The sequence below is a fragment of the Sphaerisporangium sp. NPDC049457 genome (assembly GCF_055586705.1).
The window spans coordinates 31,487-44,467 of the sequence record NZ_JBVJHR010000028.1 but is presented as its reverse complement, the minus strand read 5'-3'; the positions used below and the strand labels follow the sequence as shown (position 1 = coordinate 44,467).

At 70.6% G+C, this 12,981-nt stretch carries 10 protein-coding genes; 5 read left to right on the top strand and 5 right to left on the bottom strand.

What is annotated here, in order from left to right:
• Window positions 1-48: 48 nt before the first annotated feature.
• From ACZ6QO_RS34425 to ACZ6QO_RS34415, 3 genes are all read right to left on the bottom strand, one after another.
• The gene (locus ACZ6QO_RS34425; protein WP_465857107.1) at window positions 49-873 is read right to left on the bottom strand and encodes an FxLYD domain-containing protein; all 825 of its coding nucleotides are present in this window, start codon (window positions 871-873) and stop codon (window positions 49-51) included.
• An 82-nt stretch (window positions 874-955) separates the two neighbouring features.
• Complete coding sequence (locus ACZ6QO_RS34420) at window positions 956-2,566, bottom strand: ABC-F family ATP-binding cassette domain-containing protein (RefSeq protein WP_465857106.1); 1,611 nt, start codon at window positions 2,564-2,566, stop codon at window positions 956-958.
• A 149-nt stretch (window positions 2,567-2,715) separates the two neighbouring features.
• The gene (locus ACZ6QO_RS34415) at window positions 2,716-4,134 is read right to left on the bottom strand and encodes a multicopper oxidase family protein (RefSeq protein WP_465857104.1); all 1,419 of its coding nucleotides are present in this window, start codon (window positions 4,132-4,134) and stop codon (window positions 2,716-2,718) included.
• Between the two features lie 313 nt (window positions 4,135-4,447).
• On the opposite strand from ACZ6QO_RS34415, the gene ACZ6QO_RS34410 reads away from it, so the two are divergent.
• The 4 genes from ACZ6QO_RS34410 to ACZ6QO_RS34395 all read left to right on the top strand — a co-directional run bounded on the left by ACZ6QO_RS34410 (window position 4,448) and on the right by ACZ6QO_RS34395 (window position 9,874).
• Window positions 4,448-4,933, top strand: coding sequence for an MSMEG_6728 family protein (locus tag ACZ6QO_RS34410; RefSeq protein ID WP_465857102.1), 486 nt, complete (start codon window positions 4,448-4,450; stop codon window positions 4,931-4,933).
• Window positions 4,934-5,141: 208 nt separating this feature from the next.
• Window positions 5,142-6,530, top strand: a complete 1,389-nt coding sequence (locus ACZ6QO_RS34405; protein ID WP_465857100.1) for a glycoside hydrolase family 6 protein — start codon at window positions 5,142-5,144, stop codon at window positions 6,528-6,530.
• A 425-nt stretch (window positions 6,531-6,955) separates the two neighbouring features.
• Window positions 6,956-8,950 carry an FHA domain-containing protein gene (locus ACZ6QO_RS34400; protein WP_465857098.1) on the top strand — a complete coding sequence of 665 codons (1,995 nt, stop codon included), beginning with the start codon at window positions 6,956-6,958 and terminating at the stop codon, window positions 8,948-8,950.
• Window positions 8,951-9,106: 156 nt separating this feature from the next.
• The gene (locus ACZ6QO_RS34395; RefSeq protein ID WP_465857096.1) at window positions 9,107-9,874 is read left to right on the top strand and encodes a hypothetical protein; all 768 of its coding nucleotides are present in this window, start codon (window positions 9,107-9,109) and stop codon (window positions 9,872-9,874) included.
• A 107-nt stretch (window positions 9,875-9,981) separates the two neighbouring features.
• Here ACZ6QO_RS34395 and ACZ6QO_RS34390 read toward each other — a convergent pair whose 3' ends face one another.
• Together ACZ6QO_RS34390 and ACZ6QO_RS34385 are read right to left on the bottom strand one after the other, a co-directional pair.
• Window positions 9,982-11,307, bottom strand: a complete 1,326-nt coding sequence (locus ACZ6QO_RS34390; RefSeq protein ID WP_465857094.1) for an aKG-HExxH-type peptide beta-hydroxylase — start codon at window positions 11,305-11,307, stop codon at window positions 9,982-9,984.
• 29 nt (window positions 11,308-11,336) lie between these two features.
• The gene (locus tag ACZ6QO_RS34385; protein ID WP_465857093.1) at window positions 11,337-12,575 is read right to left on the bottom strand and encodes an FxsB family cyclophane-forming radical SAM/SPASM peptide maturase; all 1,239 of its coding nucleotides are present in this window, start codon (window positions 12,573-12,575) and stop codon (window positions 11,337-11,339) included.
• 205 nt (window positions 12,576-12,780) lie between these two features.
• On the opposite strand from ACZ6QO_RS34385, the gene ACZ6QO_RS34380 reads away from it, so the two are divergent.
• Window positions 12,781-12,960 carry a hypothetical protein gene (locus ACZ6QO_RS34380; protein WP_465857091.1) on the top strand — a complete coding sequence of 60 codons (180 nt, stop codon included), beginning with the start codon at window positions 12,781-12,783 and terminating at the stop codon, window positions 12,958-12,960.
• Window positions 12,961-12,981: the final 21 nt, after the last annotated feature.

Sequence of the window (12,981 nt, the reverse complement as noted above, 5' to 3'; positions counted from 1 at the left end):
GTGAGGTCGGCCGGCCGCCGCCGGAGAAGGGAATCGTCAGTCCGGCGCTCACGGCCGTCGGTCGACCGGCATCGCCTGATCTCCGCGATCCCTGGCGAACGGCACGGTGCGCGGCCGGGCGGTGTCCGCGGGAAGCGCGCCGCTGATGGCGAGCTCCTCGTACGGCCTGCCGCTCGACCCCCACGTGCGGGCGGTGATGTCGGTGCGCGCGACCGGGCCCGCGCCGTTGAGGCTGTCCACGGTGAGGACGAACCTGCGGGGCACGCCGGCGTGCACGTCGTCCACGTACGTGCTCGCGCCGCCCACGAGCCTGCCGGCCTTGTCCCGCAGCAGCGCCGTGACCACCAGGCTGGTCGCCGCCTTCTGATAGGGATTGCCGACCGCGCCGGTCACCAGGTAGGAGCCGTTGCCGAGCTTCTCGGTGTTGGCCGAGGAGATCGGGAACGGCACGTACGCCGACGGGATGCGCGACGCCCGCCGCCAGACGGCCGGCTTGTAGGTGAGCTTCACGTCGACCGGCCTGGCCGACGCCGTCGCCTGGCCGGTGAACTTCAGCGCGCCCGACGGCGGAACGGCGTCCAGAGGCTGCTCCATGCGCACGACCTCCTTGCCGGCGGCGTCCTTGCCCACCACCGTCGCGGCGACGTTCTCGCCGAAGTACCAGCGGTTCGGGTTGCTGATGACGCCCGCCCACGTCACCACGTAGCCACCCGTCCCCTGGGTGACCGACGACGTCTGCTCCTTGATGACGAGCGGCTTGAGCCGCGGCCGCTTCGGCCCCTCCTCGCCGCCGCCGCACCCGCCGAGCGGCGCCGCCGCCGCCAGAGCGAGTGCCAGTGCGAGTGCTGTCGTGTGTCGACTACGCTGGGTCACAAGGCCGTCATAGCCCGGCCAGTCGGGCGTGATTCCTCCGACACGCGCAAGCCGCACCAAATCTTTACGGCTCGGCCACCGATCAGCGGTCGCGGATCACCCGCGCCTCGTCCCACACCGGCTCCGGCGCCTCGTACACCCGGCCGTCGGAGCCGAACACCAGAAAACGGTCGAAGTCGGCGGCGAACCACCGGTCGTGCGTGACCGCCATCACCGTGCCGTCGAACTGCTCCAGCCCTTCCTGCAGCGCCTCGGCGCTCGCCAGGTCGAGGTTGTCGGTCGGCTCGTCCAGCAGCAGCAGCGTCGCGCCCGACAGCTCGAGCAGCAGGATCTGCAGCCTCGCCTGCTGGCCGCCCGACAGCGTCTCGAAGCGCTGCTCGGCGATGCTCCCCGCCAGCTCGTAGCGGGCCAGCGCCTTCATCGCCTCGTTCTTCAGCCTGGCGTGCTCGGTCATGACGATCTCGCAGGGGGTGCGCCCCCGCAGCTCGGGACGGGCGTGGGTCTGCGCGAAGTGCCCCGGGACGACCCGCGCGCCGAGCCGGGCGACGCCGGTGTGCCCGACCTCCTCGCCGCCGAGCAGGCGCAGGAAGTGCGACTTGCCCGACCCGTTGGAGCCGAGCACCGCCACCCGCTCGCCGTACCAGACCTCCAGGTCGAACGGCCGCATCAGGCCGGTCAGCTCAAGGCTCTCGCAGATCACGGCGCGCTTGCCGGTGCGACCGCCGCGCAGGCGCATGCTGATGAGCTGGTCCTTGGGCGCGACCTCCGGCGGCCCGGCCTCCTCGAACCGCCGCAGCCTCGTCTGGGCGGCGTGGTAGGCCGGTGCCATGCCGTCGTTGTACGTGGCCTTCTGCTTCAGCATCGTGACCAGGCGCTTGATCTTGGCGTGCTCCTCGTCCCAGCGGCGGCGCAGCTCGTCCAGGCGCTCGTTGCGCTCTTTGCGGGCGGCGGCGTAGGTGGCGAAGCCGCCGCCGTGGATCCACACGCCGCCCGACTCGACGGTGACGATGCGGTCGGCCGCGTTGGCCAGGAGCTGGCGGTCGTGCGAGACGAGCAGTACGGTCTTGGGCGTCTCGCCGAGCGCCTGTTCGAGCCACAGCTTCCCCGGCACGTCGAGGTAGTTGTCCGGCTCGTCCAGCAGCAGCACCTGGTCGGGGCCCCGCAGCAGGGCCTCCAGCACGAGGCGTTTCTGCTCACCGCCGGACAGCGTGTTGACCTCGCGGTACTTGACGTTGTCGTACGATGCGCCGAGCGCCGCCATCGTGCAGGTGTCCCACAGGACCTCGATGTCGTAGCCGCCGGCGTCGGTGAAGTCGGTGATGGCCTGGGCGTAGCGCATCTGCGTCTTCTCGTCGTCGCGCTCCATCATGGCCAGCTCGGTCTCGTTGAGCCGTTCGGCCGCCTCGCGCACCCGTTCGGGCGCCACCGACAGCAGCAGGTCCTGCACCGTGCGGCCGTCGCGGATGCCGCCGATGAACTGGCGCATGACGCCGAGGCCGCCGGAGGAGGCGACGCTGCCCTCGACCGGCCGCACATCTCCGGCAATGAGCCGCATCAGCGTCGTCTTGCCCGCCCCGTTGGGCCCGACCAGGGCCGCCTTGACGCCTTCCCCGACGCGGAAGGAGACCTCGTTCAGCAACGGTCGTCCATCCGGCAGTACGTACGTCAGACGGCCGACCTCTACATGCGCCACGACGACCTCCCCAGCCTTCCCGCGGAGGGTATCCAGCGCGGGCCCCCGCGCGCACCCCGATTTCACCGCCCGGAGATCGTCGCACGCCGCGTCCGCCCTGGGGATCACGCCGCGTCCGCCCTGGGGATGTGGCGGGGCGGCCCGCGCCGCTAGGGGACGATCTCCATCTGGGCCATCATCCCGATCGAGGAGTGCTCCAGGTAGTGGCAGTGGTACACGTACCGCCCGACGTAGTCGGTGAAGGTGGCCTGGACGCGCACCGACCCGTTCGCCGGGAGGTGCACCGTGTCCTTCAGCCCCGCGTCCTGTGGCAGCGGCGGCGCCCCGTTGCGGTCGAGCACCCGGAACTGCACCAGGTGCATGTGGAAGGTGTGGTCGACGCCGATGGTGTCGGCGTTGGTGACCCGCCAGATCTCGGTGGCGCCGCGCTTGACCTGGAAGTCGACCCGGTTCGGGTCGAAAGGCCGGTTGTTGACCATGCCGATGGGCTCGGTCCCGGTCAGGTCGAAGCTCATCGCCACGTCCCGCACGACCGTCGCCGCCGGCAGGGCGGGCAGCGGGCGCAGCGCGTCGGGCAGCCGGCTGTCGTCGGACGCCGTGCGGGTGACGTCGAAGCGCAGCACCGGGGTGCCGCCGTTGGACAGCACCAGCTGCGAGCCGACCGGGTAGCGCGCGAAGTCCACCACGATCTCGGCGCGCTCGGCCGAGGCGAGCACCAGTTCGGTCACCGGCACCGGCGCGGGCAGCAGGCCGCCGTCCGAGGCGATCTTCATCATCTCGCGGCCGCCCAGGTTGAGCTGGAAGACGTGCTCGTTGGAGGCGTTGAGCAGCCGGAACCGGTACTTGCGGGCGGCGACGGGGAAGTACGGCTGGATCGCGCCGTTGGCGATGATCGTGGTGCGGTTGGCCGGGTCGTCGAAGAAGATCAGCTCGCCGTTCTGGTCGAACTCGATGTCGCGCAGCATGATCGGCACGTCGTACGCGCCGGAGGGCAGGCGCAGCGAACGCTCGGCCTCGTCCTCGATCAGGTAGAACCCGTGCAGGCCGCGGTAGACGTGCTCGGCCTCCATGTGGTGGCTGTGGTCGTGGTACCACAGGGTCGCGCCCTGCTGGGTGTTCGGGTAGTCGTACAGCCGCGCCTCGCCGGGCTGGATGACGTCCATCGGGTGCCCGTCGCTGGACGGGGGCACGTGCCCGCCGTGCAGGTGCACGTTCGACGGCATGTCCAGCCGGTTGCCGTACACGATCTTCACCGGGCGTCCCGCCTTGGCGCGGATGGTGGGGCCGACGAACTGGCCGCCGTAGGTGAGCACGGGGGTGCGCACGCCGGGGATGATCTCGGCCTCCGCGGGCTTGATGACCATCTTGTAGATGTCGGCGGCGCTGGTCTTCTGCGACGGCTGCAGCACCTGCGGCACCGGCATCCGCACCGAGAAGGGGCTGACGGCCGGCCGCACGCCGGTGGCGCCGCCCCGTGCGCCGAAGCGGCGCGGCTTCTGGGCGGGCGGCTTGACGTCCTTGACGTCCTTGGCGCCCACCGGGGTCAGGCCGGTGAACGGGAGCAGCATCACGCCACCCACGCCGGCACCGGCCGCGAGTAAGCGTCGTCGGTTGAGCATCGGATCCCCAATCGCCGCGCGTCAGGGGCGCGGCCCCCGTGGGCCGCCGCTTCACTCCCCCAGGCGAGACTTTCGCCACCTTGAACGTCCCATCAGCGCGTCCTGCGGTGCTTCCTCCAAATTGCTCGTCCCTGCGGTCGGACAGAAGGTCAACCCCGGCAGTGAAGCCCACCGGCACCGGCATGGCCCGCGACCTGGGCATTCATAGGATGGAGAGCCGGCGTGGAGAGCCGGCTTCGGCGAGGCGCCTCGGAGAGCGGCGATGCAGACCTTCCTTCCCTACGCGGACTTCACCGCCACGGCGCGGGTGCTGGACCCGCGCAGGCTCGGCAAGCAGCGGGTCGAGGCCCTCCAGGTGCTGCGCGCGCTCACCGTGCGGGGGTACGGCTGGCGCCACCACCCCGTCGTGCGCATGTGGGCCGGGTACGAGGAGGCCCTGGTCGCCTACGGCCTCGCGGTGTGCCGCGAGTGGTGCTCCCTCGGCCGGGCCGACACCTGCTCGGCGACGATGACCCGCGAGCTGGCCGAGCACTGCGCCGTCGCCGCGCCCCGTTCGCAGGCGCTGCTGGACGGGGCCGACGAGCTGCCGCCGTGGCTCGGCGACCACGCCCTGCATCTGAGCCACCGGTCGGCCCTGCTGCGCAAGGCCCCCGAGTTCTACCGGCCGATCTTCGGCGACGAACCGGACGACCTCCCCTACGTCTGGCCCGTCTCCGACCGGCCGCCCTCCTGCCTGCCCCGCGAGTGAGGCGCGCGGCGTCGCCGCTCACAGCGAGAAAAGGGCATTTGTGCTGAAAGTTTCAGGTAAGGCACCGGTCGTGGAAGCGCTCTTCCTGCGGCTATGGGGACGCGGGGCCGCACCCGCCGGACCGGGCCTTATGGGAGCGGCGCGCGGAAACCTACCATCCGTAAACAGCGGTGGGAGCGCTCCCACCTAATCGGACGGGAGTTATCGCATGGCTCGCAAAAGGCCCCTGTGGGGAGCCGTCATCGCCACGGCCACCACGGCCTTGGCCGGGGCGGTCGTCTTCGCCTCACCCCCCGCCCAGGCCGCGGACTCGGCGTTCTACGTCGATCCGACCACCAATGCCGCCAAGTGGGTGGCCGCCAACCCGAACGACAGCAAGACAGCGGTGATCAGAGACCGCATCGCGGCCGTGCCGCAGGGCCGCTGGTACGCCAGCTACAACCCTTCGGCCGTGCGCAGCCAGGTCGACTCCTACGTCGGCGCCGCCGCGTCCGCGGGCAAGATCCCGATCGTGGTCGTGTACGAGATGCCGAACCGCGACTGCGGCGGCGCCAGCGCGGGCGGCGCGCCCGACCACTCCTCCTACCGGGCCTGGATCGACCAGGTCGCGGCCGGCCTCGGCGGCCGCCCGGCGACGATCATCCTGGAGCCCGACGCCCTGGCGATCATGCCGAACTGCATGAACTCCTCGCAGCAGGCCGAGGTCCAGGCCTCCATGGCCTACGCCGGCAAGAAGTTCCGGGCCACCTCCTCGCAGGTCAAGGTGTACTTCGACATCGGCCACGACGCGTGGCTGTCGCCTTCAGAGGCCGCGAACCGGCTGAGAGGCGCCGACATCGCCAACAGCGCGAACGGCATCGCCGTCAACACCTCCAACTACCGGTCCACCTCCGGTCTGGTGTCGTACGCCAAGAACATCCTGTCCGCGGTCGGCGTCTCTGGGCTGAAGGCCGTCATCGACACCAGCCGCAACGGCAACGGCCCGGCGGGCAGCGAGTGGTGCGATCCGGGCGGGCGCGCCACCGGCAACTGGAGCACCACGAACACCGGTGACTCCGCGATCGACGCGTTCCTTTGGGTGAAGCCGCCGGGCGAGTCGGACGGCTGCATCGCCCCCGCGGGGCAGTTCGTGCCGCAGCGGGCCTACGACCTGGCCATCGCCGCGCCGCCGCCCACCCGCGACCCGACCCCGACCCCGACGCCCACCCCCACGCCGACCCCGACGCCGACGCCGACTCCCACGCCGACTCCCACTCCCACGCCTACGCCGACTCCCACACCCACCCCGCAGCCGGGTGGATGCTCGGCCAGCTACAAGCTGATCAACCCGTGGGGCGGCGGCTTCCAGGCCGAGGTCACGGTGCGGGCCGGCAACTCCGCCATCAGGGGCTGGCGGGTCCAGTGGAGCTTCCCCGGCGGCCAGTCGATCTCACAGCTGTGGAACGGCAACCTCTCTGCCAGCGGCGCGAACATCTCGGTGACGAACGTGGACTGGAACGGCAACCTCTCCGCGAACGGGACCACCGCCTTCGGCTTCGTGGCCAACGGCGACGGCAACAGCAGCACGCCGTCGAGCGTGACCTGCACCGCGTCCTGAACCCTGGCTTTCCGCGAGCCACCTCCTGAACCGGAGCCCGCCACGACCGCCTCCTGAAGGCGTTCGGACGGCCACGAGAGCCGGTCTCCGCGGCCGGCGCCATCAGGAGCCGAGCCGTCGAAGGCCCACACCGCCGAGCCTCTGCGCACCGCCCGCCGCGCAGAGGCTCGGTCACGTCCTGGGCCGGGCGCGAACTTCGGGGAGCGGGCCCACGTGGGGGTTCTAGCCGAGTTCGGACAGGTATAGACCGTTTCCTACAGGGGCCGAGCGTGGCACGATAGGGGATCGCCCGACGTTTCCGGCAGGCGGACGAAACCTCGTGGTGTATCCGGTCGACCGGCACACGGAATAGTGCACAGCGCTTCTGCGACCGATGAGCGCATCGATCGCATCAGTTCTCTGAGCTATGGAAAGTGGTGCGGCCAATGCCAGCTGCGATCGTCGGTCATGAAGGCCCTTTGGCCGGTCAGCGGTTTCCGCTCGATGAGGCCCCGATCACCTTCGGGCGCAGGGGCGACAACAACGTGGTGATCGCCAGTGGCCGGGCCTCGCGCTATCACGCCCAGGTGCTCAGGGAGAACGGCGAATACGTCCTGCACGACCGGGGAAGCCGCAACGGCACCCTGGTCAACGGGGACCGCGTCACCTCCCACGTGCTCCGGCCGGGCGACGTGATCACCATCGGCGACGAGACCTTCCATTTCGAGGCGTCCGGAGACATGGAAACGGTCATGGACGCCCCGCTATTGCAGTCGTTCATCAAATCGGCGGCGGCCGACCCCGGGCCGGTGCTGAAGGTCACGGTCTCGGGCGGCGGCCCGGTGGGGCTGAGTTTCGCCCTGCTGCTGGAACACCTCATGGGCCGGCGCGTGTCCGTGACCATTTATGACGGCCGCTGGACACAGGACGGCCCGCGCGTCGTGTGGAAGAACGAGAAACAGGGCAACATCCGGCGGCAGCAGGTCGTGACGATCCAGAGCCGCCAATATCTGAACCTCCCGGAGGAGGTCCAGAACCGGCTGTTCACCGAGGGCTCGTACACCGAGATGTGGCCGACCGGCCCGGACTCCATCCGCGGCTACGGGCCGCGCAACATCCGCATCGCCTACATCGAGGACACCCTGCTCGACATGGCGAACGACAAACCCGACCGCATCCGGCTGGTCCCCGCCGGCTTCTACCCGACGGAGCACCACGAGACCGTGGTCCAGGACCATGTGCTCGCCATCTGCGAGGGAGGACGCTCGGGAACGCGGGACTACTTCACCCACAAGTTCGGCAACGCCGACAAGTCCATCTACTCGCTGGACGGCCGGCACATCCAGGACGTCGTACTGGGCTTACGGGTGAAGTCCGAACTGTCGGACCCGATGACCGTCCTGCTGACCGTGGCGCAGAACCGTTTCCTGCTGAACGCCCTGCGCGGCGAGGGCTTCCTCAACATGCGCCTCACCGACGAGGAGGCCAAGGAGGTCGTCGGCATCGACCCGATCCGGCAGGTGTTCACCGAGTGCATCGCCTCCCGCCCCTGCGTGATGGGCCGGACCGACCAGGGCGAGTTCCTCTGCTCGACGCACAGCACGCTGTTCCTGCCCGCCCTGATCAGAAGCTCGGCGCTGTGGAAGCGGGTGCTGGAAGGGCTGGTGCTCTTCGGCGTCAGGGAGGAGAACCTCAGCGCCGTCACCGCCTTCCGCCTGGACATGGTGCAGCGGCCCCGGTTCACCGCCCAGTTGTACTCCCCGACGGCGACCACCCCGGGAACCTATGGCTTCCTGCTCGGGGACGCCGCGAACGCCATCCACTTCTGGCCGGGACGCGGACTCAACAGCGGCCTGGCGTCGGCCATATCGCTGGCCAGGTCGCTCAACCGCGCCTGGCGCGGGCGCCCCTTCCGCGACGCCGACTTCCTGCGCCACGAGGCGGCGATGTCGATGCTGCAGTACCGGCACAAGAGCCGCGCGTGGAAGGCCATGGTGAGCACCGACGAGGACGGGGTCACCTCCGCGATCAAGGACAAGATCGTGCAGAGCATCGACGAGGACGTCCCGGACTCCGGCAAGGAAGCCGACATCGAGGCGCTCATGGAACGGCTGCGCCAGATCAGGAGCCGCCTCGCGCCGCGCATCCCCGGCATGCCCGACGACGACACCCTGCGCGAGCACCTGCACAAACTCAAGGGCGAGACGCTGCACACCCTGCTGGTGAGCGGAGCCTGGGAGACGCTGATCGTCGGAGGCGAAGAGGTCGACATCGACATCTTCGACCGGGACCCGCCCACCACCCCGCAACCCGATCCGGCCCCGGTCACGGCGCCGGCATCGACCCCGGCTTCGGCATCGGCATCGGCGCGCGCCGACGAGCATCACGAGCACACGAAGCTGATCTCCCGGGGATCGACCGGCTCGATCTCTGCGGGCTGACGCCGCCGCCGGGCCGGGCATCCCGTCGTCCAGGGTGTCCGGCCTGCGGCCCGGTGCGCGCACGGCGGATGCGACGGTCTCGGCGCCAACATAATCCGCTTTCTTGGCATCTAACCCAACATGGAGAAGACCACCCCCCTACGGACTCTCATCTCGATGAGCGCGGTCGTAGCCGCCGCGATGGTCCTGGCCTCGCCGTCCTCGTCCGCCGCCGCCGCGCCGCTCGCGGCGTCCGGCGACGCGCCCACCGCCTCCGCCTCCGCCGGCGTGCGCACCACCGCGGCGCCGGCCACCGCACGCGAGGCGAAGGTCGAATGCGTCCGCGTCAGGGGCGCGACGGCGTGCGTGGGACCGGACGAGAGCGACCGGCCGGGGGTGTCGATCGAGGACACGCAGCCCGACCGGCTCCACGCCACGGTCGAGTACTACATGAACGGCTACCTCGGCACGAAGTACGTGATCCACAACTTGGCCGGTGAGGGCGCCGTCCGCGCCAGCCGCGAGATCGGCAGAACCATGACCTTCAGGGCCGCGCTGTACAAGGGAAACCACCGGATCAAGGTCAGCCGCTGGAAGACCGTCCGGGATCTCACCAAGTACCCCGTCAAAAAGGAGACCCGCGTGACCCCGTCCACCGCGCGGGCGCGATCGAAGGTCTGCACCTGGACGAAGGGCGCCGCCGGCATGTGCTTCGCCGAGAAGCACACCTTCGTCTTCGCGTGCGACACCGGCGCCGACCGGCACCAGGCCCGTGCGGAGTACTTCCTGGCGGGCGACCCGACGGCGCGTTTCGAGATCCACCAGCTGGCCGGCGCCGGCACCTGCGGAAAGGCGGAGCACGGCGACCTGGCCGTCAGCAAGTACCGCGCCTCGGTCTTCGACCACAACCACCGGTTCGCCACCAGGCTGTACAAGTACAACTAGCCCCGTCGGATCATCCGCGTGAAGACGGTCGAGGGCGACATGCCGTGCTCCCCCGCTCGGCACCTCCGCCGCTGACCTCCAGTCGACGCTCGTCGCGGTACGCCGCGTCACCCATGACGCGCGGCGTACTGCGCGCGGTGCCGGCGGGCCTCCCCGCGCGCCCGCTCCTGCGCGTCCGCCGGCACCCGCTCGTGCCGCCAGCCCTCCAGCACCTCGAGCATGCCTTCGGCGAACGACCGCCCGAGAGAGGTGAACCTGTCGGCGCCGAGCAACCGGCGCACGGCATCGAGCGTCACATCCCGCCATCGGGCATAGCAGGCCGCGGCCTGCAAGCCACCGACGCCGTGCCGCCACTCCTCACGCCAGAAGGCCGTGACGCCGAGGTGGGCGTAGGCGCCGTGGAACAGGCCGATGAACGGTCGCGGGTCGCTCCGCCAGGGCGCGTAGTACAGATCGGACCGGCCGGCGGGGAGGGGGCGAACGAGGTCGAACATGGTCATGAGCGCGTTCAGCTTCTGGTGCTGGGTCTCGTGCACGAGGGTCAGCGCCGCGTGCACGCCCGTGGCCGGCAGCGACGGCAAAAACGGCGGAGACGGCGGGGACATGGCCACGGCGCCGAACGCGGCCTGTGTGCTGGCACTCGCGTGGCCTCGCCCCCCGGCGGCGATCGGCGTGAGCACCCGCACGGTGCCGCGTACCTCCTCGGCGGCGCCCGGGTGCCGTTCGCCCAGCACTTCCACCGCCTCCTCGAGCGCGCGGCGCCAGCGCTCCAGGTCATGACGCCCCACGACGAGCCGGCGGTGGCTTCGATCGGGGAAGCAGTGGACGTCGATGTCGTCGACGCGCACCTCCCACACCCCGCCCGGCATGGGGAAACGCAGCAGGCGCACCTGCCGCCAACCCGGATGGGCCGGGCTCAGAGGCACCCAGCGGCCGTCGTGGACCTCCACCTGCCGGTCCCGCACGCGCATCCGGCGCCGCGACCGGTCACCGCAGCCCGGCAGGCGCAGTCCCCCGAGGGAAGGAAGGGTGAGGGTGTCGTGTTCGGTGAGCACATCGGCGTCGAGGGCGACCCCCGCCCGGGCGGCGACCGTGAGGGCGAGCGCCGCCAGACGCTCCGGCCGGGCACGGTCGCGGTCACCGGCCGGCATGGCGCGGAGCGTGGTGAGCGCCCACAACCCGACCGAGGGATAGCGGAGCACCTCCTCGGCCGTCGCCGGGACCGTGCCGCACAGCTCGGCGAGCAGGGCATATCCTTCGCGCGCCTGCCGGGCGCCGGGCTCGTCGCCGCGGCCGGCTTGACCGGCTTGATCGGGTTGAACGACCTGTTCGGCGACGCTCTTGACGAGCAGTACGTGCTTGCTGCGCTCCGCCGCCGCCAGCGCGCGCACGCCCTCGGCGCCGCCGTTGCCGCGCGCCAGGGCGGCGAACATGGGGAAGGGCAGAGTATGCGATCGGGGGCTCATCCGACCGCTTTTCCGAGCGCTGACAGGTCGTCCCGCAACCGCTTCCTGACATGGGAGATCAGCCGGTACAGGTCGGCACAGTACACCGAGGGATTGGCGAACCCGGCGCCGTCTCGGTAGCGGTGCGCGTACTGGCCGCCGCCGCAGGTCCGTCGCAGGTCACAGGAGCGGCAGCGGGACGCCAGCGCCCGCGTTCCCAGTTGCTGTGCGACGATCGGCGGGCTGAGCAGGGCGCGGTCGAAGGGGACGGCCGCCACGTTGAGCGGGCTGCGCCGGGTTCCCGGGCGGGAGGTCTTCAGCACGTCGCCCTGTTCGATCGTCCCGTCGGTCTCCACCACCACCGTCTGGCTGGGGGCGAGTCCGATGCCCTGGACGGCCGGGTCACCGCCGAGAAGGGTGGCGACGATGCCCTCCAGCAGCCGCACCGGGGTGGGCGGCGCCGTCGAGCCGTACCACTGGTCGAAGACGGTGACCAGCCAGTCGCCGTACGGAGTGGTGGTGGCGCCGGCGTCCTTACCGGGGGGCGGGCTCGACCAGTGCCCGTGCGGCAGGAGGAAGTCGATCAGAGGCGGGTCGAAGTCCGTCAGGCTCCGATAGACGTCCACGGGGTCCGTCCACGGGTCGATCACGCACAGGAGACCGCCGAACAGGTGGCGGAAGCGGGGGGAGGCCAGAAGGCGGACGGCGGCGGCCACCTCCGCGTGGCTTCCCCCGCCGCGCGGGGTGCGGCGGTGGCGGTCGTGATCCGCCGCGCCGCCGTCGACGCTGACCCCGACCCGGACGCCGGCCTGGTCGAAGGCGCGCAGGTAGTCCTCCGTCAGGCGCATGCCGTTGGTCTGGACGCTCGTCTCCACCTCGGCCGTGCCGCCGATGGCCTCGCGCACCAGCGTGACGATGCGGACCAGGTCCCGCGATGTCCGCAGGAGCGGCTCGCCGCCGTGCAGGATCACGCGGACGCGGTCGAGCCCGTGATCGCGCACGTGCTCGGCGATGCGGGCGGCGGTGAGGGCGGCGACGCGGGGCGTCATGACGCGGGGTTGGCTCCGCCACCGCTGGTCGGCGAAACGGTACACGTAGCAGTAGTCGCAGGCGAGGTCGCACCGGCTGTGCACTTTGAGGACGAATTCCCGGAAGGGCACGGGCCGCCAGCCAGAGGCCAGCAGCGCGTCGACGCGGAGCTCGTCCGGCCCGGCATCGGCGCCGGACGGGCCGCCGCGATCATCGGCGTCGCCCACCGGCACCCCCGAGGCTACGGTCCGACATATGCCACAATCCATCCTGTAGATGCTGGCAATAATATTAATCACCGGAAACCGGGATGGCATATGTATCATCAGTGCCCTACCGGGAGCAACGCGCGCCGTCAAGGGACGACCCGCGCCCCGGAATAACCTTCTCCGATACGCGTCCGATATGCCGGGTTCGAGTTGACACAAGCGGATGGACCTGATGGAGGAAGATCGCGACGATCTCGTCGCCGACCTGGTGGACCTCACTGTCGCCGACCTGGACGATCTGGAGCCGCGCGCCACGCCGGGGCTGGCCAGGGCGCTGCGCCGGCTCGTCGAGGGAAACGGCGAAACGGACCCCTTATGGGTGGGGTATCAGGACACTACCTAATTCGATCTCGTGGGATATCGG

Excerpts from the sequence above, each read along its gene's own strand:
- ACZ6QO_RS34415 (WP_465857104.1), bottom strand. The coding sequence starts at position 4,134 with ATGCTGCTCCCGTTCACCGGCCTGACCCCGGTGGGCGCCAAGGACGTC.
- ACZ6QO_RS34410 (WP_465857102.1), top strand. The coding sequence starts at position 4,448 with ATGCAGACCTTCCTTCCCTACGCGGACTTCACCGCCACGGCGCGGGTG.
- ACZ6QO_RS34405 (WP_465857100.1), top strand. The coding sequence starts at position 5,142 with ATGGCTCGCAAAAGGCCCCTGTGGGGAGCCGTCATCGCCACGGCCACC.
- ACZ6QO_RS34400 (WP_465857098.1), top strand. The coding sequence starts at position 6,956 with ATGCCAGCTGCGATCGTCGGTCATGAAGGCCCTTTGGCCGGTCAGCGG.
- ACZ6QO_RS34395 (WP_465857096.1), top strand. The coding sequence starts at position 9,107 with ATGAGCGCGGTCGTAGCCGCCGCGATGGTCCTGGCCTCGCCGTCCTCG.
- ACZ6QO_RS34390 (WP_465857094.1), bottom strand. The coding sequence starts at position 11,307 with ATGTTCGCCGCCCTGGCGCGCGGCAACGGCGGCGCCGAGGGCGTGCGC.
- ACZ6QO_RS34380 (WP_465857091.1), top strand. The coding sequence starts at position 12,781 with ATGGACCTGATGGAGGAAGATCGCGACGATCTCGTCGCCGACCTGGTG.